The sequence below is a fragment of the Flavobacterium sp. LK-23 genome (genome assembly GCF_058135255.1).
The window spans coordinates 733,090-759,353 of the sequence record NZ_JBYUVT010000001.1; the positions used below are offsets into that span (position 1 = coordinate 733,090).

Sequence of the window (26,264 nt, forward strand, 5' to 3'; positions counted from 1 at the left end):
CTAAATTAAATAATTGCTGTTTCGTCTTCATGGTGGTGAGCATGATCATGATCTTGAACTGCCATACCAATAAACAATGATGATAACATTGTAAAGATGAATGCCTGTAAAAATGCAACTAAAATTTCAATAACAGAGATAAACAATGTCAATCCTAATGAGATTGGCAAATCTGCTGCTAAATTTTTTCCAACAAAAATCATTGCGATCAAACTCATAATTACTACGTGACCTGCAGTAATGTTTGCGTACAAACGAATTAATAATGCGAATGGTTTTGTTAATGTTCCTAAAACCTCAATTGGAGCTAAAATAATTTTCATTGGAACTGGTACTCCTGGCATCCAGAAGATGTGTCCCCAATAATCTTTGTTTGCACTAAATTGAGTAATGATAAATGTAAAGGCAGCTAAACAAACTGTAATAGCAATGTTTCCTGTTACGTTGATTCCTAGCGGAGTCATTCCTAATAAGTTTAAGATCCAAACAAAGAAAAATACAGTTAATAGGTAACCCATATATTTACGGTATTTTTTCTCTCCAATATTTGGAACAGCAATTTCGTCTCTGATGAAAATTACTAATGGTTCTAAAACTCTACCAAATCCTGTTGGGATTGGTCCTTTTTTATATGATCTTGCTAAACCAGTAAACATTACTAATAATAGTACTGATACGAAAAGCATTGAAACAACATTTTTAGTAATTGAAAAATCTAATGGTTTTTCATTTGAAGGATGACCGTGCTCATCAAAGTTGATTGTTCCGGCAGCATCTGTTTTGTAAATTTTACCGTGAACTAATTTGTAGTAGCTACCATCAACTTCTGCAACTTCTTCTCCGTGGTGTAATTTTGAAGAAGAAAAAACTTTTAAACCACCATCAATTAAAATAACTGGTAATGGGAAACCGTAGTGTTTATTTTCTTTTTCATCTGAAAAGAAAACAAAGTCATGAGAGTCTTGTAAGTGGTGATCAATAAAAGCATCTACTTTAGCCTTTGGATCAAGAGCAACATGCTCTCCTTCTTCGTGAGCAGTATGTGAAACTACTTTCTCTTCGTGAGCTGTTTCAGTTTGAACATGCGTCGAATCATTCTCTTGATTTGCAAAACCCATAATAGGTAGAGAAGCTACAAAAGCTGCAAGAATAAAGCTGAGTGGTTTGTTTGAAATCACCATATCGTGGAAAATCTTATTTTTTTACGTTTCTAAAATTTGGTGCAAAGGTACATTTTTTATTAATATTCAAAAGGATATGAAAAATTATTTTTAAACCTTGTTTTAAAGAATTGTTATTTTAACGCTTTTCATTTAATAATCGGACAGTTAAAAGCGTCTGAAATAACAAAAACAGCACAAATGTTATAAAAAAACTGACTTTTTCAACATCGCTTTCTCCCATTTTATTTTTTAAGATCGGCTGAAGAAATAAATAGGCTAATAACATTTGTGTAAAAGTTCCAAATAAAAATGCCATTCCGACAATTTCAAAATTCTTCTTTTTTACTATTAATAATATAAGGTATAATAAAGACGAAATCGCGAAGAAAGAAAAATACAGTATTTCTAAACTGTAATGAAAATTCTCCGTACTAATTTCACTAAAGAAAAAACCGGCTTTATGAATACAATAAGTTCCTAAAGCAAGACATAACAAATAAAAAACTGGTTTGTAATTTTTTGAAAGCATTTAAATAATTTTTGTGCAAAGATGCAACTTTTATCTTAAGGCATTTTTATTTACAAACTACTTTGTTTTATTGATATCGTTTACTTGTCGGATTACATTGTACAATGCAACTCCAACACCGGCTAATACAAAAATGGTGTTATAATATACTTTTGGGCTTGGATGTTTCTCGTCGAGCCAGGTTCCGAGATAAGAGAATACGAAAATGATTACTCCCATTTGAAAGGGAATATTAATAAATGCCAACCATTTATTTCTCCTATTATTATTCGGCTCCTTTTCCATCTTCTAGCATTATTACTGTATTTGAATGCGCAAGCATAGTGCAGGTTGCTGTAAAGTCAGCTCCTGGTTCTATAGAAAGTTTTCCTACTGCTACTTCTCCATGAATTTGAGCAGTCGATTTAATATTAAGGGTTTCAAGAACTTTTATCTTTCCATGAAATTCTCCTTCGATGTCTGCATTGTTACAAATAATTTCTCCTTTGATAACTCCTTTTGCTCCTATCACAATTTTGCCCTGCGAAGTAAAATTTCCTATCAACTCACCGTCTAATCTAAAGTCGGCTTTAGAGACTATATCTCCTATTATTGATGTTCCTTCAACAATTCTATTGGTTTTTCCTAATTGTTCAGTTCCGTTTTTTTTTACTTTTTCAAACATGGCGGTTAAGATTTAAGGGGTTTTCGGGGTAAGGTATGTGTCTAGATTCTTTTTAATCTGAACAATTTTGTAATTATCATTTGATATAATGATTGCTTGATCTGGGATTTTATATTTTTTATCTTCTCTGAAAACTCCAGCAATATCATTTGCATAAGCTTCAGATTTTAAACCATGAATAACTACAAAACTTTCTGTTTTATTGTATTTATCTAGAGATGTTGTCAATCTTTCGTAGTTTTCAACTAATAAAAATACTCTAATTGCTTCTTCTATTCTTTTAACCGCTTTTGTATCGTTGTTTGCAACACGATATACTATTTTCCAGTTTTTAGTATCTGTTGTTGTAAAGTTAAGTTTCTCCAAAACAGGAACTTGTTTTTCTAAAATCTCTCTTGCATTTTTACCTTCTTCACTATTCGGATAATTATCTGCAACATTCTCAAGTCCTTTTTTATATGCTTCTAAACCATATACTTTTCCTGAAGTATTGGCTTTTAGCAATTCGTATTTTGAAACAATATCATCTCCAGAATATTGATTAATTAGATTATCAATATTGGCCAAGACTTCATCAAAATGTTCTTCCTCAAAAAGTTTATACCATTTTTGATATTCTTTGTCTGGACTAGAATTTGGATCGTCTTCTTTATTGTTTAGAATGTGAGCATATCTCGAATCTGGATATTTAGATGAAATCTCTGCTTTTATAGCTTCAGCTTTTGCCGGATTTGTAATTTGATAAATTTTATACAAATTATACATTGATGGCAATACTAGTTTTTCTTCAGGTTTGTTCTGAAGCAGTTGTTCTAGTTTGTTGCTAGCCAAATTATATTCTTTAAACTTCTCCTTATATATAAGTCCTAATTGATAGTATGAAAAATTACGCTCTTTGCCAATACTATCCATTGCGGTTTGTGAAGTTGGAAGCTGTTTTACATAATAGGCTACAGTATATTTTTCTGGCACAATTGTATCATTGAGCACATTGGCAACTTCTTTAGTAGAAATCGTATCATTCATAGCATCACTATTTGCGCCTTTTATACCTGACAATCGCCAGTTTCCGCCCATAGTTCTGCTACCCCACATTTTTTTAAACTGTAGTTTTCCATAAGCAACTGTTGTTGGATTATAAAAATAAAATGAACTGGCATTATCATTTCCTCCAGGAGGCATTCCAACTCCTTCTGGTTCTACTGGTTTACCCAAAGAATTAGGATTAACAGCTCCATTTCCTGAAAAATCTGCTTGAGAGTTTCGGTCTATATTAGCTAATCGTTCTTTTTCCTTTTCTTCTAAAAGTTTTTTTGCTTCGTCCTTCTTTTTAAGTTCTGCAATATAATTTTCGAAATAAACTTTCTTATCGTTTGGTGGCAGATTATATACTTTAATGATACTGTCATTGCGTTTTGCAATAGCTTCGTATTTAATTACATCATCAAGATTTTTTCTGTTTTTTTCTATAAATGCAAACTCTCTAGTTTTAGGATCCAGTTTAACCAAAGTACTATCATAATACTTTGCCGCCATAGAATAATCTGTATTTTTAAAATACATGTTTCCAATGTTTCTATAAGCAGAAGCCATCAAATACGGATCTTTAGATTTTCTTCCTAAAGACTTATTGTAAAATTTTAATGCGTTTTCTTGATCTTTCTTTTTATCATAATAAACTCCCATTTCATAAAAAAGAACATCATAATAAGGACGATTTTCACGATCAGTCACCAATTTATTAAATGTTTTCAAGAAAATCGTATCATTATCTTTTCCATAATCAAACATCTGCGCTTTTTTCGCGTAAGCGTGCATCATGTACTTTCGATCTGCTTTTCTGTTTAAATCAATAACCGCATCATAAAAATAAATGGCACTGTCACGTTTTCCTTCTGCCTGATACATTTGGCCAAGGATAAAACGATATCTTGCGCGCTCTTCATTATTTCGGGTAAATTGTTCTGCAACTCTAAGTCTAGAAACAGCACTGTCTTTTTGTTCCAGATTTAGAAAGGCTTCTGCTAGAAGTGCGTTGGCATCTGCATAAGTTTGCTTATCTAAATCTGTTTTTTTAAGTAAAATTTTGATATTCTTAAGAGCAATAGCGTCATTACCTAAACGCATATTGGTTTTTTCACGCCAGATTTTTGCCGTATAAATATTATTGCTTTCTGGATATTTGTATAAAATATAATTGAAAGCCTCAATTGCCGGAATAAAGCGCTGATCATAATATCTTGCTTTTCCAAGCATAAGATACGCTTCGTCAATCTGCCAGTTTCTTTCTCTTCCACCAATATTCATGGAGTGTTTTTGAATGGCTTTTGTTGCTTTTGTTTCTGCCAATTCAAAATCAGGATTTTTTGCTTTTTCAGCTTCAGAAAAATTTTCGTCGAACTGCATTTTTTCAATTGGCAGTTGCTTCCAGAAATTATCTTCGTTATTGGACTGAATGGACTTTAAACCTTTATCTAGACCAATTCCTCCATTGTAAAGAATGTTATATTTTGTTCCAATCGAGTGAGAACTTCGAGCCAAAAAGGTATTTTTTTTGGTAGAACAAGCTATCAAAAAGAATAAAAAAACGAAAGTAAAACTATATTTAAGAGTATTCTTTTTCAATAGAAAAGAGTTTAAAACAGATAACTACTAAAAATTGGTTTTAGTATATTCATTTGTAAAAATACGCTTCTTTTTGAAATATAGAAATTCTTACACAGCAAAAAACAATTCTAATTCTTGTAAGGTTTCTTCTGAGGTCTGAATATCTTTAACAATTTCGCCTTTATTAAGCGCCACAATACGATTGCAAACTTCTACAGTATGCTGTAAATCATGACTTGAAACCAAAACCGTTACATTTGGATCGTCGGCTAATTCTTTTATAATTTTTTTTAATCGGCTCACTGTTGTGGGATCTAAATTTGCAAAAGGCTCATCTAAAATTACAACTTCAGGATTACCAATAAGTGTAGCAATAATACCTGCTTTTTTCTGATTTCCTTTAGATAAATCGCGAAGGTATTTTTTGTTGTTCAAAATTTCACCGTTAAAAAACTCCTCGTGTTTTGCTAGCAACGCATCAATATCTGCCTTATTCTGATTGCGTAAATCGCCAATAAAATAAAAGTATTCTTCTGGAGTTAAATACCCGATAAGGAAATTTTCATCTAAAAAAGATCCTGTAAAAGATTTCCAATTCTCGCTTGTATTTACCTGAATATCATTACTTTTTATATATCCCGTTGAAGGCTGGATTAGATCTAAAAGTAAACTGAAAAAAGTCGTTTTTCCAGCTCCGTTATTTCCCACCAAGCCAAAACTTTGTCCTTTTGGAATTTCTAGATTATTAATGTTTAAAACTGTTGTTCCGTTATATGTTTTTGAAAGCTGATTTACTTGTATCATAATAATTTTAAATTGTTGATTTCAGATTTTAGATATAAAATGAAGATAATGATCTCATTTTCAAATTGACAATTTATCTACTTAACCCTTTTGTTTATAAGCACTTATTGTACTATACTTTTCTTTTTTGTACCTCTTTTCTATTGATGAAAATACTTTTTCTTTAAAGATAAAACCCAAAATTCCTGCTCCTGCAACCAAGCTTAATGCTACAGTTTTATCTGCAAAACGAAGACCAAGCCAATACAATAATAAAGGAAGGAATATTTTTGGCAAAGACAGAAGCATCGAATTTACATTAAACGCTTTTTTATCTCCAAAGGCACCACTAGCACTGCTTAAATCAATTGGTGTTTTAGTAAAAGCGCCTCCCAAAAGTACCAAATGAGAATTTACGCCAATATTATAAATTGCACCAACTACAATAGTTAGATAAACTTCCCATCCGTAAAAAAGATAAAAAGATGCTAGAATTGTAGAAATAAAAGTAGCAATTACAATTAGCCACCATTTTGCGGTAATATAACCTCTATACGGAATATTCTGTGTCATCATTAATTGATAATATGAACTATCCCAGCTGGGTACAAACTGTCCGAAGACAAATAGAAATCCTCCTGAAACGAATATTCCAGCAAAAATTTGCATAGCAGGCGGTTGATGTGTATTTCCGAAAAAAATCAATCCGTAGAATAAAAAGATCACACTCATTACTATAGTAGTTTTTGATCTTTTATTTCTTTTGATGAGTCTAATGTCATTTTTAAGGAAAGTCCCCAAAGTACCAAACTGATTCAGCCAAGAAAGATTTTCTGTAGAGGCAACATCATGTTTTACAGAAAGTCCTGCATCGAGATATAAATTCTTTTCGAAGTATTTAAATGTAAAATAATGCAACGCAAATAATACTAGAATCGGAATCAAGAACAATCCATCTATTTCATAAAAGCTTTGAAAAAATGGAGATGTAAACTCGGTAATATCAAATAATTGATAGTACTGCGCACCTCCTAGAACTACAATTAGCAGCAGAAAAAGAGCAAATAATCTATCAATATTGCTTAAAATAATATTGAGAAAATTGTTAATGTAAATAATAGACATTACTCCCAAATGCCAAAAAATAATTTGGACAACATCATATCCGTTTAAAATTAGGACAACTGTAAATGGAATAAAAAATAAAGCGTGTATCCAGTTAAAAAAGGATAAAATGGTTTTGCCTAAAGAAAAATGAACAATGGTTGTTTTCTTTAAAGGAAGAGCTAGCAAAGGTTTGATGTTTAATACAGGTATTGACTGTAATAACAATCGAACTGCTAAATCGCCTAGAAAATAATAAATTAGAAATTTGTTTAAAGTTGCCAGAGGTTCCAAATTCATTTCCTTAAGCATATAAAATGCCCCCACTCCCATAGCAATAAAAATTAATGAAAAATAGATCATCAGAAAACCTATTATAATTTTCATTGCCAGGTTTTTACCGAAGGATGCCGACCTAATAAAAGCCTTCCATTCGAGGTAAATAAACTTCTTAATCATGGTTTTTGGTTTTAATATTTTTGTAGTAAGAGACCAAATGTAGGAAAACGTTACAAAAAAAGTTAAAAAAAATAATTTCGTGCTAAAATTTTAATAGTGGTTTGCTACTTTTGCATAAAAATTCTATCATGCCTTCATTCTTAAAACTTATAATTAAAGAGGTTAAACGCGAAACTGCAGATGCTGTTTCTATCCTTTTTAATGTTCCCGAAGAACTAAAATCTGACTATAATTTTATAGCAGGTCAATATATAAATTTAAAACTAACTCTTGATAACCAAGAAATTAGACGTGCTTATTCTATTTGCTCAGCACCAGACAGCGGCGAATTAAGAATTGCTGTAAAAGCAGTAAAAAATGGTCTTTTTTCTCAGTTTGCCAATACTACATTAAAAGCTGGAGATGTTCTTGAAGTAGGTCATCCAGAAGGTAAATTTACTTTTGAACCAGATGCTGAAAGACAAAAAAACTACGCGGCTTTTGTTGCAGGAAGCGGAATTACTCCAGTTCTTTCTATCATAAAATCGGTTTTAAAAAATGAACCAAAAAGTTCATTTGTATTGGTTTACGGAAATAAAACTCCCGAAAGCACCATCTTTCATCAAGAGCTTCACGATTTGCAATTACAATATGTAGGCAGGCTTTTTGTGCATTATGTGTACAGTCAAGCAAAAGCTGAAAATGCTTTATTTGGAAGAATTGAAAAATCGGCTGTGAATTTTGTTTTAAACAACAAACACAAAGAACTTCAATTTGATAAGTTTTTCCTTTGCGGACCAGAAGAAATGATTAACACCGTTTCTAATGTTTTGAAAGAGAAAAATGTAAAAGAATCTGCAATTAAATTTGAGTTGTTCACGTCTTCTTCTGAAGAACATGAAATTCAGGGTTCTCAAGAAGGACATACAAAAATTACTGTTTTGGTAGACGATGAAGAAACTACTTTTGAAATGTCTAAGAAACAAACTATTCTTGACGCAGCTCTAAAACAAGGTGTTGACGCTCCTTATTCTTGCCAAGGTGGAATTTGCAGCAGCTGTTTAGGCCGTGTTACAAAAGGAAGCGCAGAAATGACTAAAAATTCTATTTTAACAGATGGCGAAATTGCTGAAGGTTTAATTTTAACTTGTCAGGCACATCCAACATCAGAAACCATTTATGTTGATTACGACGACGTTTAATCAATCAAATTCCAATATCAAAAATTCCAAATTCCAATCTTTCAATTGGGATTTGGAATTTTTTTTGTTTAATTGCGTTTCTACTCTTTGTCAAAGTTTAAAACTTTGATAAAGATGTAACTTGGAATTTGGAATTTAAAAATTTGAAAATTAATTGTTTATGAAATCTGTACGAGAAATTTTTAGAAATAAAGAATATCTTTTGGAAGAACCAGAAGTTATGAAGCTGGTTGATTACTGCGAAGAACTTCAGGATGAAATTGTTGAATTTAAATTTCAAAAAACCGACAATAAAGAACTTGCTTTACTCGACATGATCAAAGAGGTTATAAAAGGGTGTGATGCCATCGAAAGAGAACAAATGGAACATGAACGCTACGGTTATGACGCACCAAATTATCAGGAAACTATTGCAAATCTAAAAAGTTACATTTACAGTCGCTGCCGTGATGAGAAGATTTGGCTCTAATTGAAATAAAAGCAAAATTTTGGAGAAATATTGCTGATTTTTCATTAAATTAGGAGTATAATTACGGCAATCTTACTCTCATTGTTTTGAGAATTTGTGGAGCTAAATCAAATTTGTCAAACATTTAAACATTAAATATCATGACAGCTCACGTTCAACACTTTCATTTATATCTATTTATTATGCTGGTTGTAACTGCTTCGCTATGCGTTCTGGCAGTTATTATAAAAATGAAAAACAAAAAAGGCCCTAAATTACTCGAAAGAGAAAAATACAATTCAACTTTGACCGAAAAAATGGTAGAAGTAAAAAAGACAGATTCGAATATCTTTAATATCTGGCCTTATGTAAGCAGACTTAAATCGGCTAAAATTTTATCTAAAAAAATTAAAGATCACGACTTAATTTATAAAATTTACAGAGATTCATCTGATAAATTCGAACACATTCTATTGTCAACCGAAGACAAAAATAACTTTGTCACTATTATAGTAAACAAAAAAAGAAAAAAAACTATCGGATATTCTTTCCTCGATTCTAATGAAAGATACGATTTAAACAAAAATATTGCTTAAAGATCATTTTTACCAGCAATACTCCAACTGGGAAAAATATTTATACAAACGAAAGAAGCTCCAAAGAAGCAACTATATTATAAAAAAATATGTCGCTCCTCTGGAGCTTTAATATTGTAGACGTTATTCTTTGCTATAAATATTTCGCTTCTCCGAAGCTTGCAAGTAACTATCGTTTTAGCCTGTTTTTCTAAATATTTATAAAAGCTGTTCTGTAAGTTTGTCAACAACCTGTTGCGGTAAAATTGTCCTCATCGCGTCCTCATATCCTTCAACAACTTTATTGCCATAAACTGAAGTTGGCAATTTTGGATATTGATTTCGGTCTGAAGTCAATGCATTTTCCAAAGTTTGATTAAATGGCAAAAATCCTGCGTACGGATGTGTTGCGCCCCAAAGCGTAATGACTTTTACACCCAGCATCGCTGCGATATGTGCATTTCCAGAGTCCATGGAAAGCATGACATCAAGATTGCTAATCAATTGTAATTCCTGCTGAAATTTAATTTTCCCAGCCATATTAATTACATTTTCGAATGGCTGTGCAAGAGAATCTAAAATTTCGATTTCTTTTTTTCCTCCGCCAAAAAGTAAAATTTTATATGATGGATTTTCAGCCAATTTTTCAATTACCTCTTTCATTAAGTCCAAAGGATAAACTTTAGAATCATATTGTGCAAAAGGCGCAATTCCAATAAGCTTTTGATTTTCATTTCCGATAATTTGTAAAATATCAGAACTTAAAACTGCTTTTTCAGGAAATGCTGGTTTCGATAAATCTAAAAGAAAACCTAACTCTTCAAACACTTTTGCATGTCTTTCAAACATGGTTGGCAATTGTTTGAAAATCTTGTTTTCGGCTCTCATTAATTCTTTTTTTCCTTCTCTTCCTTTATCAACGGTTGCTCTTTTTTTTCCGCTTAAAGCGAAAAACAAACTCACAATCTTAGATCTTAAAACATTATGAAGATCTGCAAAAGCATCAATTTTCAGTTTTTTTACGTCTTTATATAAGCGCACAAGACCTGGAAAACCTTTATGCCTTTCTTTTTCATCAAAAGCAAAAAACTCCAAATTAGGAATTCCTTCAAAAAAAGGTTTAAAAAATGGGCGAGAAATAACGGTAAGTTTTACCGTTGGATATTGTTTTACAAAAGCTCGTAAAACAGGAACCGTCATGGCGACATCTCCCATTGCGGATAGTCTCATGACGGCTATATGCTTAATTTTGCTAGACAAGTCTGCCAAATTATTATTTTTTATTTTGATATAAAACTGGGTTCAAATCATCGTCGTTGTACATTTTCATTTGTTTATACACTTTCATGAATTTATCTCCGTTTTCGATATCTGTCAATAATTCTTCAATTGCTGTAGATAAATCTGTTCTTTGTTCTAAAAGAATATTTAATTTTTCCTGACATTTATCTCTGTGTTCCTGAGAAGCTTCAGCACGATTAGCTTCTTCATTCATATGATAAATTTTTAAAGCCAAAATAGACAATCTGTCAAAAGCCCAAGCTGGACTTTCAGAATTGATTTTCGCTCCGTCTTTTACTTTAACATCACTGTACTTTTGTAAAAAGTAGCTATCTATATATTCCACCATATCAGTACGTTCCTGATTTGATGCATCAATTCTTCTTTTTAAAGTTAATGCCGCAACTGGATCAATCTGCGGATCACGAATAATATCTTCAAAATGCCATTGAACGGTATCGATCCAGTTTTTTAGATATAACAAATGCTCGAACTTATCTTTTGGATAAGGGTTATTGATCGGCTGATCTACATTATCAAACTGGTGATAATCTTTGATGCTTTGCTCGAAAACAGAATATGCTAATTTTGAAAACATGTTTTTATTTTTTTATAAAACAAAGATACTTTTTATACTTTTATACTTTGAAAAAAAACAGCAATTTTTCAATTATTCTTAAAAAACAATTGCTCTTCTAAAAAAATAATATGAAAATCCATTATATCTCTGAGAACAACAGTGTGTTAAATCATTTTTTAGGTCAGATTCGAAATGTAAATGTTCAAAACGACAGTATGCGTTTTCGTAGAAATATTGAACGCATTGGGGAAATTATGGCTTATGAATTAAGTAAAATTTTGCCTTATAAAAAAGTTGAAATTCAGACGCCTCTAGGAATTAAGAACACTACAGAAATTGATGCCGATTTGGTATTATGCCCAATTTTAAGAGCTGGATTACCACTTCACAATGGTTTTTTGAATTATTTTGATCATGCCGAAAACAGCTTTGTTTCTGCATGCAGATATCATCCAAATAATGATGATGAATTTGAAATTCGAGTTGAATATCAAGCCATTTCAGATTTAAATAATAAGACCGTTCTGCTTCTTGACCCAATGCTGGCAACTGGACAATCAATTGTTGCTGTTCATAAAAAATTAGTAGAAAATGCAACTCCAACAGAAATACATATTGTTGTTGTTATTGCTGCTCCAGAAGGAATTGCTTACCTAGAAAAAAATCTTCCAGAAAACTGCCACTTATGGGTTGCTTCTTTAGACGAAAAACTAAACGAAAAAAACTACATTGTTCCAGGACTTGGCGACGCTGGCGATCTTGCTTACGGAAGCAAATTATAACTGAGAGAAAAAAGTAAATAAACTACACACAATCAAGGTATAATATACAATTTCGTTGTTAAGTTTCTGCTGTACATATTCGACATGACTTGCTGCCATTATTGTTAATGGCGCAATACTGAACAATAATAAATCGTTACTTTTATTTGGCGAAATAATGTAAACAAAGACTGCTATAAAAAAACAAGCTACAATTTTCTTGTATGAAGAATGTACAATTTGTGGTCTGTTTGACAGCGTCATTAGCATGGAAGTAACAAAAAATAGCGCTACAGCTGTGTATATAGAAAGTGCTGCGTTTTCGTAATTATTCTTAAAATAATCTATTCTAAAATCGACTACAGCTCTTTCTTGAATGAAAGTTAAAGCATCAATATTCAAAATTAATGATGTCATGTAGAATAAAATTATTACGGCCAAAAGTGCTATAAAAGGCAAAACCCAGTTTCTATAATCTCTTGAAACGTGAAAAATAATAGAGATATAAACCAATATTATAAAGAGAATACTCCAAAATTGAAATAAAGAAGCTACAAAAATCCAAAATGCAGCATCAAATATTTTTTCTTTTGATGCTTTTAGAGATTGCAGCGAAACTAATCTTCGAAGCGCCAATAAAATGAAAAAATTGGCATAGACAACATTTGAATCATTAAAGATCGTTGGAAAAAATAAAATAAACAACAAGTAGAAAAGTATCGCGTAACCGTTGTCTTTACTAAGTCCGTTCTTTTTTACGATAAAATTAATCATAAAAAAAGAAGCCAAAATAAAGCACAACAAACTCACTTTTTGAAAAGCCAAAAAATAAGAAGTAACCCAAGATGGGTCTTTAATTTGGAACATAAAAAAGAAAACCAGTATTAAAATTACAACCAATGAATAATTTAATGGTGTAGATTTTTTAAAAACACTTGTTATCATAAGGATATTTTATACTTTTGTGATTGTAAAGATAATACTTGTTTAAAAGGAAAAACCTAACAAGTTGAAAAAAAGATTTGGTTTACCGAATTTTATCTTCAAGGCATTACACAACAATAAATAACATATAATTTTTAAAATTATGACAGCTTTTTTTGAAGGAATTCAATACCTATTTGTTAACATTTTGTTTGCTCCTCTTGACTTTTTACGTCATTTAGAATTAATTACGTGGTTTGGTGCAAACACTATTAACTGGATTTTTATGATCATCTGTGCATGCGCAATCGTTTATTGGATTAAACAATTACGTATTTTTGATGACGCTGGAACAGAAAACCAAGATACAACGGCTCATTCATTTTTAAAATAAAAAACCAAACCCTTTAATTAAAAAGGGCTGGTGAATTTATTTTTTAGATTAAATCAAAACCGATATCTTTTCTAAAATACATCTTATCAAAGCTTAGTTTATCTATGTTTTGGTAAGATTTTTTTATGGCCTCCTGGAAATTATCTCCATAAGAAGTTACAGCAATTACACGTCCTCCATTAGTAACGACATTTTCTCCATCTAATTTTGTTCCTGCGTGAAAAACTATAGAATCTGTAACATTTTCTAAACCAGAAATTACTTTTCCTTTTTCGAATTCTTCAGGATATCCGCCAGAGACTACCATTACAGTTGTTGCACTTCTTGGATCAACTTCTAAATTAAAGTCTCCTAATTTCTGATCTGCAACAGATAAGAACAATTCAACTAAATCTGATTTTAATCTTGGAACCACAACTTCAGTTTCTGGATCTCCCATTCTAACATTGTACTCAATAACGATAGGTTCGTTTTTAACATTAATCAAACCAATAAATACGAATCCTTTATATTCGATTCCGTCTTTTTGGAAACCTTCGATTGTTGGTTTTACAATACGTGTTTCAATTTTTTCCATTAAAACAGCGTCAACATAAGGAACTGGAGAAACTGCTCCCATTCCGCCTGTGTTTAAACCTGTATCTCCTTCTCCAATTCTTTTGTAGTCTTTTGCCGTTGGAAGAATTTTATAGCTTTTTCCGTCAGTTAAAACGAAACAGCTTAATTCGATTCCGTCCAAGAATTCTTCGATAACAACTTTTGCACTTGCTGTTCCAAATTTTGCATGAACCAACATATTTCTCAATTCTGTTTTTGCTTCTTCAAGATCTTGAATAATCAAAACACCTTTTCCAGCTGCTAATCCATCTGCTTTTAAAACATAAGGCGGCTGTAATGTTTCTAAAAACTCACATCCTTTTTCAACTGTTTCAGCAGTGAAACTATCATAAGCTGCAGTTGGAATGTTGTGTTTCATCAAGAATTCTTTTGCAAATTCTTTACTTCCTTCTAATTGAGCACCCAATTTTGATGGTCCAATAACCGGAATATGTTTTAAACTTTCGTCGTTTTTAAAATAATCGTAAACTCCTTTTACTAACGGATCTTCTGGTCCTACGACTACTAAACTTATATTTTCTTTAAGCACTAATGCTTTTACTGCTTCAAAATCAGTTGGAGATATCGCAACGTTTTCAGCAATTGCAGCAGTTCCTGCATTTCCAGGTACTACAAAAAGTTTTTCGCAAAGCGGACTCTGAGTCATTTTCCACGCAAATGCATGTTCTCTTCCGCCTGATCCCAATAGTAAAATTGTCATGGTGTAGTTGTATTTAGTTGTGCTGCAAAAATACTTGCTTTTGTACGTAAAAAATAATTAAATCTTTAAAAAGTTGTTGAATCATTCCGAAACATTATTTTTGACGAAAATTATTCTAAAAAATGATTCGCCTTTTTGATATTTCGCTAAAATTAAATGGTTTTCCTATAGAGAAGGCTAAAGTTGAATTGGATACAATAATTGCCATTCCAAACGAAGATTATTATGATTTTGTAGAAAGAAGAAAAAAAGAAATTGTTGATTTTCATTTAAAAAATAATACTTTTTACAAAGAATTGACCCATTTAAATTCTTATCAAAATTGGTCAGATTTACCTATTTTGACTAAGCGAAATCTACAAACTTCTTTAAATAAACGATTATCAAGGGGCTTTAGTTCAAAAAATGTTTTTCTAAATAAAACTTCTGGTTCAAGCGGAGATCCAATGGTTTTTGCAAAAGATAAATTTTCTCATGCCATTACATGGGCCGATTATATAAGACGTTTTTCATGGTACGGAATAGACTTTAACTCTTCTTTTCAAGCACGTTTTTATGGAATGCCCTTAGATTTTTTAGCAAATAAAAAACTGCGTTTTAAAGATTTCTTGAGTCGCCGATACCGTTTTAACATCTTTGATCTATCTGATAATGGATTAGAAAAAATTACAGCTCAATTTCAAAAAAAGAAGTTCGAATACATTAATGGCTACACAAGTAATATTGTTTTACTTGCTAAATTTTTACAGAAAAAAAACAAAATACTTGCTGACGTTTGCCCATCTTTAAAAGTTTGTGTTGTAACGTCTGAAATGCTTTTTGAAGAAGATAGAATCTTACTAGAAAAACAATTAGGCGTTCCTATCGTTAATGAATATGGCTCATCTGAAATAGGTATTATTGCTTTCGAAAATCCTAAAGGAGAATGGCTGGTAAACTCTGAAACTCTTTTTGTTGAAATCTTAGACGAAAATAATCAGCCTGTTCCTCATGGTGAAGAAGGAAAAATTGTCGTTACTAGTTTAGACAATAAAGCACATCCTTTTATCAGATATGAAGTTGGTGATTATGGAGTTTTAGATGAAAAAAGTACTTCTAAAAAACCTATATTAAAAAAGCTGATTGGCAGAACCAATGATGTTGCTATTTTACCAAGCGGTAAAAAAGCACCCGGAATGACTTTTTATTCGATTACAAAAAAGCTTTTTGGAGATGAAGGAAATGTAAAAGAATTTATAATTAAGCAAACCCAGATCAATGTTTTCGAAATAGAATATACCAGCGAAACAGCACTAACTTCTGCTGAAATTAAAAACATAGAAAAAGAATTTTCTAACCATTTGGAACCTAATCTACAATACATTTTTATTCGAAAAGAAAAACTCGAAAGAGGTAAAAGCGGGAAACTAAAACAATTTAAATCTTATTTATAAAAAATAAATAAAATCTTACATTTGTTTTTTTTTAATTAAAAACTTATGGAAGATCAATCTTTACTTTCTGAAGAAACAATTTCTAATAAAATATATTTTATCCGTGGTCAAAAAGTGATGCTTGATCGTGATTTGGCTTTGCTTTATGAAATAGAAACTAAAGTTCTAAAACAATCTGTTAAAAGAAATTTATCCCGATTCCCGGAAGATTTTATGTTTGAACTTACTAAAATAGAATATGATTCTCTAAGGTCACAATTTGTGACCTTAGAGAAAGGAAGAGGTAAATATCAAAAATATCTGCCTTTTGTTTTTACAGAACATGGAATTTTAATGCTTTCAAGTATCTTAAAAAGCGACAAAGCAATTCAAACCAATATTCAAATTATGAGGATTTTTACGAAAGTGAGACAGATGCTTTTTGATACAACTGAAATTAAAGTTGATATTCTTCAAATTCAGAAGAAATTAGAGAATCATGATAAAAACATAGAGTTGGTTTTTTCTTATTTGGATGAATTGACTGAAAAGAAAGAAAATGAGTCTGAAAGAGTGAAAATTGGATATAAAAAATAATTCTCTAAGATCGCAAATTGCGACCTTGAAGGATTTTAAATCTTCTTTATATACTTTGATTTGATTATCAATTGGGTAAACAAAAACCTCATCATTAATAAAACAGAAAACACAAAATTATATCTGTGGAATTCTCTATAAACTCCAAAATTATGTTTGATCAATTTAAATTTTGAAGAGGAAACAGAATCTTTTCTAATTCTGTAAAAAGCTAATGGTTCCGGAACTGGTTTTGCTATTTTAATTTGTTTTAAAATTGTAAGCCATATTCTCCAATCTTGTCTTTTTTGCGACGTCTCCAAGATAATTTTCCCAAAATAATCCGAGTCATAAATAGCTGTTAGATTGCCTACATAATTGCAGAAAAACAATTGTTTATAAGTCAACGGATTTGGGGATTCAACTCTCCTATTCAAATCATTTCCTTCTTCATCAATAGAATCGTAAAAGCTAAAAGTAAAATGTAAATTATTTGCTTTTAAAAACTGAATTTGTTTTTCTAATTTCTCAGGAAACCATAAATCATCAGCGTCTAAATAGGTAATATATTTTCCTGTGGATTTTTCTAAAGCGGCGTTTCTGGCAAAACCATTTCCGCGATTTTGTGGTAATTTGAAAAGCTTTATTCGACTGTCTTTTTTTACAAATTCTTCAATTATAGTAATTGTATTATCTGTAGAAGCATCATCAACCAAAATCATTTCCCAATTAGTATAGGTTTGATTTTGAGCTGATTCTATTGTTGACCTAATGAACTTTTCAGTATTATACGTTGGAGTTAAAATAGATACTAAATCGTTCATTAGAATTTGTATTCTTTAAAAATATTATTTGATATAGCTTGAAAAGTCTTTATGTTCTTCTTTAGAAAGTTCTTCTGGAGATAACGATCTAAAATAATCGTAAGTAATCTTCATTCCTTCTGCACGACTTACTTTTGCTTCCCAACCTAACAATTCTTTTGCTTTTGTCGTATCTGGCTGACGCTGTAAAGGATCGTTTACTGGCAATGGATGATAGACTACCTTTTGGTCCGTTCCTGTTAGTTTAATGATCTCTTCTGCAAAATCTTTAATCGTAATCTCATCTGGGTTTCCAATATTTACAGGATACACATAATCTGAATGTAATAATCTGAATATACCTTCAACCTGATCGTCTACGTAGCAGAAAGAACGAGTCTGCATTCCATCACCAAAAATAGTTAAATCTTCTCCTCGGAGTGCTTGTCCGATAAAAGCAGGAATTACACGTCCGTCGTTTAATCGCATTCTTGGACCGTAAGTATTAAAAATACGAACGATTCTGGTTTCTACGCCATGAAAAGTATGGTAAGCCATTGTTATAGATTCCTGAAAACGTTTTGCCTCATCATAAACACCACGTGGGCCAATTGTATTTACGTTTCCATAATATTCCTCAGTTTGTGGATGTACTAAAGGATCTCCGTAAACTTCTGATGTTGATGCAATCAAAATTCTAGCCTTTTTTACTCTCGCCAATCCAAGTAGATTATGCGTTCCTAAAGATCCTACTTTCAAAGTCTGAATCGGAATTTTTAAATAATCAATTGGGCTTGCCGGCGAAGCAAAATGCAATATATAGTCTAAATCTCCAGGAACATGAACAAACTTAGTAATATCATGATGATAAAATTCAAAGTTTTCTAATTTGAATAAATGCTCAATATTTTTAAGATCTCCCGTAATCAGATTATCCATTCCGATTACAAAATAACCTTCTTTGATAAATCGGTCACATAAATGCGATCCTAAAAAACCTGCCGCTCCTGTAATAAGTATTCTTTTCATTTCAATATTTTCTGTTCATTACAATTGTTTACCAAATTAAGCATACAGTAAAAAATTATAAAGAAAATTATTCCTCTTTGTCGACTCAAAAAAGATTCGGTCAAAAATAAGACTATCATTGTTACTGCGAAAGCAATATGTACAAAATCTTTAGTAGCTATTCCTTTTCTGATGGTGGTAAACAACATCATTACGACTGTCAAAAATCCAAATATTCCTAATTCTGAAAATATTTGAACATATTCATTATGGAAATTAAACTCGCCATAATTGGGGTATAAATTATGTTCTTTTACTTTTTCTTTTATTTTATTTTGAGAAGCATCTAATCCAAATCCTGTGAAAAAGATATTCTCTTCCACAAGCATTTCTTTAAAAATCCTAATTTGAAAAAGTCGAAAAGCTGTTCCTGGAAAAAAATCATTTTGTTGAAATTGATCTTGGTTCCAAGCTTGTTTTAGACTAATATTATAAATTGGCCCTTGATTTTTTCCTGTAGTTTCATTCAAAGATCCATCAACAAATACAGTTTCAAATTCAATCATAAATCGATCTCTAACGGGTTTAATAAAAAGTATAGAACTTACAGATAATATAATGACTGCCAACAATATCTCTTTCTTCGTTTTTCTAGAAACATCAGAAAAAAACGAGTAATATATTATTATCATTATTAAATCGACTATAATGATATTCTTTGATGATAATAAAAAAATAAAAACAATAAGGATTATAAATGCTATTTTATCGATAATTGACTTTTCTTTTTTGGCTAGAAAAAAAAACATGGCCAATGAAACAAAGACAGCCATATATATAGCATTCAATTCTAAAGTAACGAGTTCATGGTAGAAAAAGACTTCTTTATTTCCTGAATTTATAAATCTTACAATTGCCTTTAAAATATAGAAAACCGTAAAACCTACCATTGCAAAACTATACCAACTGAAAACCTTGTTTACATCATTTCGATTTATTTTTGGCAAGCTGCAAAATGCTAGAGGAATTAATAAAAATAAAACTTCTTTTTGTAACCCCTTAATTGTTTGCTTACTTTCTATGGTCCAGATAAGTGATAAAAGCATTAAACCATACAATAGAATTGGAAATAGTAAAAATTTCGGAATTGAAAAATTTGCTTTTTTTGATTTGACTAAAGAAACCAGTAAAAAAACAATACAGGTTAAACTTCCTATTGAATGTTTCAATGGAAGGGCTATCAACATTACGGCTAAAAGAAAAATGAGCAATGTTTTATTCTGCCATAATTCATCAATTTTACTGAAGACTTTTTTCAAATAATCTGAGGTACGATTCATTTATTTTATTCCAATTAAATTCTTGAATTATAGTATCGAAGTTATCTTGAACCATTTGGTCATAATCTTTTCTTTTTACCGTTTCTATGAGACGCTTAATATCTGCTGCATCTGAGAAGTAAAATGCATTTTCTTGTAAAATAGCACGGTTAAACTCATTATTATGCGCTACAATTAATCCTTTTGCCGCCATCGCTTCCAGTAAAGATGGATTTGTCCCTCCTACTGAATGCCCATGAAAATAGAGGTTAGAAAAATATCTCAAATTATCTAAATGCTCTTTATTATAAATTCCGCCTGTAAAACATATATTTTGATAACTGCTAAATTTATTTTTAAGATGATTTCCAAAACCATTATTATTATTTCCTACAACCAATACAACCTTATCATCTTTACTATCGACAATTCCGTCTAAAATTACTTCGATATTATTCTCCGGTTCAAATCGAGCGATCAATAGGTTGTAGTTGTTTTTTTCTACATTATAGATTGAAAGTAATTCTTCATTTTGTTTAAGGAACGGCTCAGCTCCATACGCAATGTAAGTTGCTTCTACATTGTATTTCTCTTGCAAATATTGTTTAATTCCAAGTGAATCGGCAATCAGATAATTGCTGCTTTTCACTGCTTTTTGTTCTGCAAATTTTAAAAACTTTTGGGTGGTTTTAGAATATTTTGTTCTCTTCCATTCCAATCCATCCATATTGGTAATAATAATCGATTTTTTAGGGAAAAGAAAAGACCAAACAGAACTGCTTGTGTATCCTAATTGTAAGATAATGTCAAAATTTCTTTTTCTTGAATCTAGAATACAATTCAAATCATAAATAAATTGTCCTGCAGAACCCATTTTATCTTCGGGATCATATTGATGAATAATATGTACTCCCCTATACTGTTTTTCCTGAAAAACATGATTATGTGAATTATATACATAAACTTCATGTTTTTGCTGCGCTAAATACACTGCAAAACATTCTGCAAATTGCTCAAATCCGCCATAATTGTTAGGGATTCCTCTAGTACCAAGAATGGCTATTTTCATCTATTTTTTTATCAATCAGAAGCCAAAAATAATGATTTTAAAAATTAAAATTTAGTTATAACAAATTCTATTTTAAATTATGAATACATAATTAAATTCCTATTTTTGTTTGAAAGCAGCTTATAGCAATATTTATGATAAATTTTGAATATCTCGAAAACCACTTAGATGATCTTCGCTTAAAGTATTTAACAGCAAACCCTTTTCCGCATTTAATAATTGATAACTTTTGTGAAGAAGAAAAATTACTTAAAGCTCATAAAAGTATCCCTGAACTCAACAACAAGAGTCGCGATTATTCTTTTGCAAATAATAAATTTGAAAAATCAAATTATAGAGAATTAGGCCCTGAACTTCATGAACTATATGATGACCTCTCATCTGAAAGATTCAATAAAATCATATCTTATATAACATCAAAATCAATTTTTGTTGACCCGAAAAATCACGGTGGAGGATTACATCAGGGCAAGAAAAATAGTTTTTTAGATATGCATTTAGATTTTAATTATCATCCTATTAACAAAGATTGGTACCGAGAATTGAATCTGCTTTTATATCTAAATAAAGATTGGAAACCAGAATATAAAGGAGGTTTAAAAATATGTGATTTAAGAACTCGAGAAGAAGCTGAACTTGATGTTCCTTTTAATCGCTTAATTATCCAACAATGTGCTCCTTACACACTTCATGGATATGATATGACTTATTTTCCAGAAGGAAGTTATAGAACATCAATCGCAACGTACGCCTATCAAATTCATAAGAGACAAATTGAAAAACCGCGAACAACAGATTGGTTTCCAAAAGAAGATGCTTCTTTTTTAAAAAAACAATTTGCAAAAAATTATAACTTTTTAGTGCAAACGAAAAATAAGCTGTTTGGAAGCAATACTGCTAAAAATCAGTAATTAAATTATCTAATTACTAATTCTGTTTTATAAGACGGTATACTATTTCTGCTGATTTTTTCCAGCTATACTTTTCTTTAATCTTTTGCGCCATTATTTTAAAATCTGCGCCTAAGTTTTCTTTTAAGATTTTTTGAAGTTTATCATTAAAATCAATCTGATTATGAGGGTCGAAATAATAGTCTTCAAAAAAGCTAAAATCTGACATAGCCGTTTTATCTGAGCAAATTGTCGGAATTTTTGCCGCTACTGATTCTAATGGAGGAATTCCAAAACCTTCAGCCATAGAAGGGTAAACAGATACATCTGCCCCTCTTAGTAGTAATAACATGGTCTTAAAATCGATGTTTTTTAAAGTAATTATCTTCTTTTTTATTTCAGAATCTACTTGGCTAAAAATTTCATTGTATTGAGGATTAAATAACGTATCATTTCCTAAAAAAAGAAGCTCGTATTCTTTATACAACTCCAAGTCTAAAAAAGCCTTTAAAACCATTTCGTGATTTTTTCTTGGCTCCCATCGGCTTACATAAATAATATATTTTTTTAGTGAAAATTTTTGGGCTACTTCATTCTTAATTAACACTTTATCATAATCTTCAAAAAACACATTGTCAATTGCGTTTGGCGTTATTTCATAATTTGAAAAACCAAAATGCTGATGGATTTTTTGTTTAGAAAATTCTGAAACTGTTAATCTAATTTCTGACCATTTGGCACTTTGTTTATATAAAAACGTATTGATGGTTTTGCTAAAAAAAGAGAAATATTCTGGAAAATCAATAAACAATATATCGTGTGTTGTAACAATGTATTTACACCTTTTAAACGGTGAAACTGTATATTGAAAATGAGCAAAATCTATTTTATGTTTTTTTATAATTTTCGGTATATCAATAAGCAATCTCAAATATTTGTTTTCGTATTTATATTTCAAATAGGTAACATTTGAATGATTGCCAAAAATAGATGCTAAATTATCTGGATTAGAAGACACTAAAAAGAAATGAAGATCTTTTTTTATAATCAACTCAGAATATAAACCTTGTATATATGTTCTAGTTCCTTGAAAACCACTATCAAAAACATGACAGTCAACAAAAATACTGGTTGTGTTTTTAATATTCATCTTTTATTCTTTTTTGGCTATTATGCTCTCTAATCATTAATTCTCTAAGAGCAATCAAGAATCCAATTATTATCGATTTGTTGTCTAATTTTAAATACAATCCTAAAAATACCCAATTTGAAACTATCAGAAAAACACTAGAGCCTATTAATAAATAATTTATTGTCTGCACGTTCTCTACATCAGATTTTTTTTGTCTGAATAAAAAAATCAAAAAAATCAGTAGCAATGAAACACCCAATAATCCCGATTTTAAAAACACAGTCATGTATCCATTGTGTACAATTGGAATATACTGAACATATTCGTGGTCGTTTGTCCAAATTTTTCTACCCAAATTCAGAGTCGATCCTAAGCCTTCGCCAAAAATTATAGCCCTATTTCCGTTAGCTGAAACTTGTTTTACAGTAATTATATTTTCAAATGATCTATAATTGTCATTAAAATCTTTCCAGTCATCCTTGTCTATTTTTGTTTTAAAAGCTTCCTGAGGAGCAATTTTTATTTTATACAAAAAAGCTTGAATTCCTTTTCCTTCTCTTTTTGGATTAATATAAACAATGGCTGTATAACCTACAATTACAGCCACTAGAACCAATAAAATTACTTTTAAAGATCTTTTATTAAAAGTTAAATATCCTTTTAAACCAACATATAGAATTATAAATTGAATCAAATTTGTACGAGCGAGATATAAAAAGCTTGATAAACCAATTATGACTATTAAAAGTAATCTTTGATTCTTTGAAATTTCTAATTTCAGGTTTTTATAAAAAATAAGAATAATTAGTATATAGATTTCATAATCACTAAAATATCCTCCATGTTCTCTTAAAAGATTTACACTTAAAGTTCTAAATTCAATTACAGCAAAAAGTATCATTACCAAGTGCATAATAGCAATCGCTAATCCTGTATAAACCATGACTTTTAATCCTAGTTTACTACTAAATCTGCATAGTTGATAACCTATAAATAATCCTAAAATCGGTTTAACGAGATAAGTAAAATCTCTTATGAATAAAAATGGTGTTGTATTATTGAAAAAAGTAGAAACAATTGCAATTAAAAGAATTAGGAGAAAAATGGCATTGTATTGAATTATGGTAAAAGAGTATTTTCTTTTAACGGTTACCAATAAAGTTAAAGACCAAACTGCAAAAGTAAGTTCGTAATTAGCAAACAAGGAAACTACAATGCATAGCAAAAATAAAATTTGATACGGAAAACTTTTATAAATCTTGATATTCATTATTCCTTGTTCAATCTAATTATTGGTTTTAAAACAGTACAATATAAAAGTATTACCATTATTTCTATAACAATTGTAGCCAAAAAAGCACCTTGGAGTCCAATGTTTTTTACGAACAAGTAAATTACGAACAAACTAAAAATAGAAGAGCTAATCGTAATATTTATGTACATTTTATTCTTGTCTAATGCAAAAAGCAATTGTTTTAAAGCAAAGGAAATTGCCATAAACAGAGGAATAATCAGACCTAGTCTGAAAAAGAATGCCATAGAATCTAATTCATTTGAAGAAATATTGAAATACATTAAAATCTGATCTGTCAATACAAATGCAACAACTACTAATAATAGGATAAACAAATAATTTAGACCATTATACTTCAACCAATTAGAAATTCCGTTTTTTAAACTAGTATGTATCTGCAGACAAACATCAGCATATACGAAATTGAAAAACATTTGCAAATAAGTCCTGAAAGTCATAACAATCTGCTCTATAATTCTATATTGTCCGGCCATGTTATTTCCTCCGACATAACTAATAATCATTATTGGCAGATACTGATAAAATGAAAGAAACAATTGAGAAAAAGTCAGAGAAAACTCTTCTTTTAACAACATCACAGCGTCTTTAGTAACATTGCGGTAGAATCGTAAATTATATTTTTCGATCAGACTAATTAATCCTATCAAACTCGAAATAATTAATCCCAATCCTAAATAAGCATTGGCAAAAATGTAGTCTTCCTTTTTATTAATAAAAATAAAGATCCCAACTACATATATTGCTTTAGAAATAATATTGATGAAAGAAATCCATTTATAATTTTCTAGACCCTGAAAAATCCAAGTGGGATTTATTAATTGACCAGCCACATATAAAAAACTGAAAAAGAATACAGCCTGTTCTTTTTTAAAAAAGGGTATAAAATAAACCAGGAAAAGAGCTATAAATAATAAAATTACAATCAAAAATAACTTCATTACATAAATTGAAACTATTTTCTTTCTTATAATTTCAGCATTATTTCTGTTAATTGATATTTCTTTAGTTCCGTTAATATAAGAACCGTAATCGACCAAAACATTTAATACTAAAGCAAACGAAAATCCTACTCCAATCTTACCTAATCCTTCTTTTCCACAAATAGTTACCAAATATGGCATTACCAAAAGCGGACTCACCAGATTAACAATCTGACCAATTCCGTAAATAACAAAATTCCTGATTCGGCTATTTTGCAATATATTTTGGTAATTTAATTTAAACAAGATATAGGATTTGTTTAGAAATTAGAATAAAGCTTTTGGTTAATTTTAAAAGCTACGAAATTCATTATAAAAAAGTTAAAAAATATTTTGTATCGAAACCAGATAAAAAGAGCCACAAAATGTGGCTCCTAAATATTTATAAAATATCGTTATTTTACGATTAATTGTATTTGATCATAAAGTGCTTTTTCTGAATAAAACAACGGATCATATTTTCCTTCCTTAGTTTTGAAGTTTTGTATAACAGCATTTTTCTTATCTACAATTTTTATACAATCATTTGGAATGAAATAGTTAAAAAATAATGAATCTTTAGCTTCAAAACTTTTACTGTAATACTTCATTTTAAAATTTTTGATAATGATTTCTTTTTGGTCTTCATTTGTTCCAAAATCAATTCGGATATAATTCGGAATTGCATCTTCTGGAAGATTAAAAACAATGTCTTGCGGATTATCATTACCTTTTACAGCTGTCCAAACTGAATTTTCTTCTTTATAAGGAGCCTCATAAGCATCCTGGCTATAATACAACTGAAAATTATCGTCCGTTTTTACTGTTGCTGTTAAAGTCACTTGAAAATTATTATTTTTTGTTTCAACTTCAGCGGGTTTAACCTCTTCTTTACTAACTTCTTTCTTACATGAAGTAAATGTGACGAATAAAATCAAACTTGCAAAAAATAGTTTTGTTCTCATTTTAAATTTTTGGGCTAATTTAGTTTTTAAAGTTTAAAAATGCTT

The 26,264-nt window shown here is 30.3% G+C and carries 27 protein-coding genes; 8 read left to right on the plus strand and 19 right to left on the minus strand.

The annotated features are described in order from the left end of the window. Positions 1-5: 5 nt before the first annotated feature. From atpB to AC3Y25_RS03210, 7 genes are all read right to left on the minus strand, one after another. Complete coding sequence (gene atpB, locus AC3Y25_RS03180) at positions 6-1,181, minus strand: F0F1 ATP synthase subunit A (RefSeq protein WP_095930603.1); 1,176 nt, start codon at positions 1,179-1,181, stop codon at positions 6-8. Positions 1,182-1,299: 118 nt separating this feature from the next. Continuing rightward, a complete protein-coding gene (locus AC3Y25_RS03185; RefSeq protein WP_489901706.1) occupies positions 1,300-1,692 on the minus strand; it encodes a hypothetical protein in 393 nt (130 codons plus the stop codon). A gap of 57 nt (positions 1,693-1,749) precedes the next feature. After that, positions 1,750-1,977, minus strand: a complete 228-nt coding sequence (locus AC3Y25_RS03190; RefSeq protein WP_489901707.1) for an AtpZ/AtpI family protein — start codon at positions 1,975-1,977, stop codon at positions 1,750-1,752. After that, positions 1,958-2,356: a bactofilin family protein gene (locus AC3Y25_RS03195; RefSeq protein ID WP_250834613.1), complete on the minus strand. Its 399-nt coding sequence runs from the start codon at positions 2,354-2,356 to the stop codon at positions 1,958-1,960. Before AC3Y25_RS03195 ends, AC3Y25_RS03190 begins: the two co-directional genes overlap by 20 nt. Before the next feature lie 12 nt (positions 2,357-2,368). After that, on the minus strand, positions 2,369-4,981 hold the full coding sequence (gene porW, locus AC3Y25_RS03200; RefSeq protein ID WP_489901708.1) for a type IX secretion system periplasmic lipoprotein PorW/SprE: 2,613 nt from the start codon (positions 4,979-4,981) through the stop codon (positions 2,369-2,371). Positions 4,982-5,071: 90 nt separating this feature from the next. Next, on the minus strand, positions 5,072-5,767 hold the full coding sequence (locus AC3Y25_RS03205; RefSeq protein WP_095930598.1) for an ABC transporter ATP-binding protein: 696 nt from the start codon (positions 5,765-5,767) through the stop codon (positions 5,072-5,074). An 81-nt stretch (positions 5,768-5,848) separates the two neighbouring features. Further along, on the minus strand, positions 5,849-7,309 hold the full coding sequence (locus AC3Y25_RS03210; RefSeq protein ID WP_489901709.1) for a DUF5687 family protein: 1,461 nt from the start codon (positions 7,307-7,309) through the stop codon (positions 5,849-5,851). Positions 7,310-7,437: 128 nt separating this feature from the next. Here AC3Y25_RS03210 and AC3Y25_RS03215 point away from each other — a divergent pair, with 128 nt between their 5' ends. The 3 genes from AC3Y25_RS03215 (at position 7,438) to AC3Y25_RS03225 (ending at position 9,534) form a co-directional block, all read left to right on the plus strand. Further along, positions 7,438-8,490: a 2Fe-2S iron-sulfur cluster-binding protein gene (locus tag AC3Y25_RS03215; RefSeq protein ID WP_489901710.1), complete on the plus strand. Its 1,053-nt coding sequence runs from the start codon at positions 7,438-7,440 to the stop codon at positions 8,488-8,490. A gap of 160 nt (positions 8,491-8,650) precedes the next feature. Further along, positions 8,651-8,959: a hypothetical protein gene (locus AC3Y25_RS03220; protein WP_489901711.1), complete on the plus strand. Its 309-nt coding sequence runs from the start codon at positions 8,651-8,653 to the stop codon at positions 8,957-8,959. A gap of 140 nt (positions 8,960-9,099) precedes the next feature. Next, the gene (locus AC3Y25_RS03225; protein ID WP_250834618.1) at positions 9,100-9,534 is read left to right on the plus strand and encodes a hypothetical protein; all 435 of its coding nucleotides are present in this window, start codon (positions 9,100-9,102) and stop codon (positions 9,532-9,534) included. A 198-nt stretch (positions 9,535-9,732) separates the two neighbouring features. Here AC3Y25_RS03225 and AC3Y25_RS03230 read toward each other — a convergent pair whose 3' ends face one another. Beyond that, positions 9,733-10,743 (minus strand): glycosyltransferase family 9 protein, encoded by a 1,011-nt coding sequence (locus AC3Y25_RS03230; RefSeq protein ID WP_489901712.1) that lies wholly within the window; start codon positions 10,741-10,743, stop codon positions 9,733-9,735. Positions 10,744-10,786: 43 nt separating this feature from the next. Continuing rightward, the gene (locus AC3Y25_RS03235) at positions 10,787-11,392 is read right to left on the minus strand and encodes a DUF4254 domain-containing protein (protein WP_250834620.1); all 606 of its coding nucleotides are present in this window, start codon (positions 11,390-11,392) and stop codon (positions 10,787-10,789) included. 110 nt (positions 11,393-11,502) lie between these two features. Between AC3Y25_RS03235 and upp the strand changes: the two genes are divergently transcribed. Continuing rightward, positions 11,503-12,156 (plus strand): uracil phosphoribosyltransferase, encoded by a 654-nt coding sequence (gene upp / locus AC3Y25_RS03240; RefSeq protein WP_379795061.1) that lies wholly within the window; start codon positions 11,503-11,505, stop codon positions 12,154-12,156. Here upp and AC3Y25_RS03245 read toward each other — a convergent pair. Further along, positions 12,151-13,080, minus strand: coding sequence for a DUF6427 family protein (locus AC3Y25_RS03245; RefSeq protein WP_489901713.1), 930 nt, complete (start codon positions 13,078-13,080; stop codon positions 12,151-12,153). The genes upp and AC3Y25_RS03245 overlap by 6 nt on opposite strands. 142 nt (positions 13,081-13,222) lie before the next feature. Here AC3Y25_RS03245 and AC3Y25_RS03250 point away from each other — a divergent pair, with 142 nt between their 5' ends. Then, entirely contained in the window at positions 13,223-13,453 is a 231-nt protein-coding gene (locus AC3Y25_RS03250) for a DUF6341 family protein (RefSeq protein ID WP_041519835.1), read from the plus strand. A gap of 43 nt (positions 13,454-13,496) precedes the next feature. Here AC3Y25_RS03250 and purD read toward each other — a convergent pair whose 3' ends face one another. Continuing rightward, on the minus strand, positions 13,497-14,771 hold the full coding sequence (purD, locus tag AC3Y25_RS03255; protein ID WP_489901714.1) for a phosphoribosylamine--glycine ligase: 1,275 nt from the start codon (positions 14,769-14,771) through the stop codon (positions 13,497-13,499). Between the two features lie 122 nt (positions 14,772-14,893). Between purD and AC3Y25_RS03260 the strand changes: the two genes are divergently transcribed. Then, a complete protein-coding gene (locus AC3Y25_RS03260) occupies positions 14,894-16,204 on the plus strand; it encodes a phenylacetate--CoA ligase family protein (protein ID WP_489901715.1) in 1,311 nt (436 codons plus the stop codon). 45 nt (positions 16,205-16,249) lie between these two features. Continuing rightward, on the plus strand, positions 16,250-16,780 hold the full coding sequence (locus tag AC3Y25_RS03265; RefSeq protein WP_489901716.1) for an ORF6N domain-containing protein: 531 nt from the start codon (positions 16,250-16,252) through the stop codon (positions 16,778-16,780). A gap of 35 nt (positions 16,781-16,815) precedes the next feature. On the opposite strand, the gene AC3Y25_RS03270 is transcribed toward AC3Y25_RS03265, so the two are convergent. The 4 genes from AC3Y25_RS03270 to AC3Y25_RS03285 are packed head-to-tail and all read right to left on the minus strand — an operon-like array spanning position 16,816 to position 20,958. Further along, on the minus strand, positions 16,816-17,583 hold the full coding sequence (locus AC3Y25_RS03270) for a glycosyltransferase family 2 protein (RefSeq protein WP_489901717.1): 768 nt from the start codon (positions 17,581-17,583) through the stop codon (positions 16,816-16,818). Between the two features lie 24 nt (positions 17,584-17,607). Next, entirely contained in the window at positions 17,608-18,591 is a 984-nt protein-coding gene (locus AC3Y25_RS03275) for a UDP-glucuronic acid decarboxylase family protein (protein WP_489901718.1), read from the minus strand. After that, positions 18,588-19,889, minus strand: coding sequence for an O-antigen ligase family protein (locus tag AC3Y25_RS03280; RefSeq protein WP_489901719.1), 1,302 nt, complete (start codon positions 19,887-19,889; stop codon positions 18,588-18,590). The genes AC3Y25_RS03275 and AC3Y25_RS03280 overlap by 4 nt, the downstream gene beginning before the upstream one ends. Then, positions 19,870-20,958 carry a DUF1972 domain-containing protein gene (locus tag AC3Y25_RS03285; RefSeq protein WP_489901720.1) on the minus strand — a complete coding sequence of 363 codons (1,089 nt, stop codon included), beginning with the start codon at positions 20,956-20,958 and terminating at the stop codon, positions 19,870-19,872. Before AC3Y25_RS03285 ends, AC3Y25_RS03280 begins: the two co-directional genes overlap by 20 nt. A 134-nt stretch (positions 20,959-21,092) precedes the next feature. Here AC3Y25_RS03285 and AC3Y25_RS03290 point away from each other — a divergent pair, with 134 nt between their 5' ends. Next, entirely contained in the window at positions 21,093-21,869 is a 777-nt protein-coding gene (locus AC3Y25_RS03290; protein ID WP_489901721.1) for a 2OG-Fe(II) oxygenase, read from the plus strand. Positions 21,870-21,885: 16 nt separating this feature from the next. On the opposite strand, the gene AC3Y25_RS03295 is transcribed toward AC3Y25_RS03290, so the two are convergent. From AC3Y25_RS03295 to AC3Y25_RS03310, 4 genes are all read right to left on the minus strand, one after another. After that, a complete protein-coding gene (locus tag AC3Y25_RS03295) occupies positions 21,886-22,998 on the minus strand; it encodes a glycosyltransferase family 4 protein (RefSeq protein WP_489901722.1) in 1,113 nt (370 codons plus the stop codon). After that, positions 22,988-24,250 carry a hypothetical protein gene (locus AC3Y25_RS03300; protein WP_489901723.1) on the minus strand — a complete coding sequence of 421 codons (1,263 nt, stop codon included), beginning with the start codon at positions 24,248-24,250 and terminating at the stop codon, positions 22,988-22,990. The genes AC3Y25_RS03295 and AC3Y25_RS03300 overlap by 11 nt, the downstream gene beginning before the upstream one ends. Then, the gene (locus AC3Y25_RS03305) at positions 24,250-25,521 is read right to left on the minus strand and encodes an oligosaccharide flippase family protein (RefSeq protein ID WP_427875698.1); all 1,272 of its coding nucleotides are present in this window, start codon (positions 25,519-25,521) and stop codon (positions 24,250-24,252) included. Before AC3Y25_RS03305 ends, AC3Y25_RS03300 begins: the two co-directional genes overlap by 1 nt. A gap of 149 nt (positions 25,522-25,670) precedes the next feature. After that, positions 25,671-26,219 (minus strand): hypothetical protein, encoded by a 549-nt coding sequence (locus AC3Y25_RS03310; protein ID WP_095930579.1) that lies wholly within the window; start codon positions 26,217-26,219, stop codon positions 25,671-25,673. Positions 26,220-26,264 lie beyond the last annotated feature (45 nt).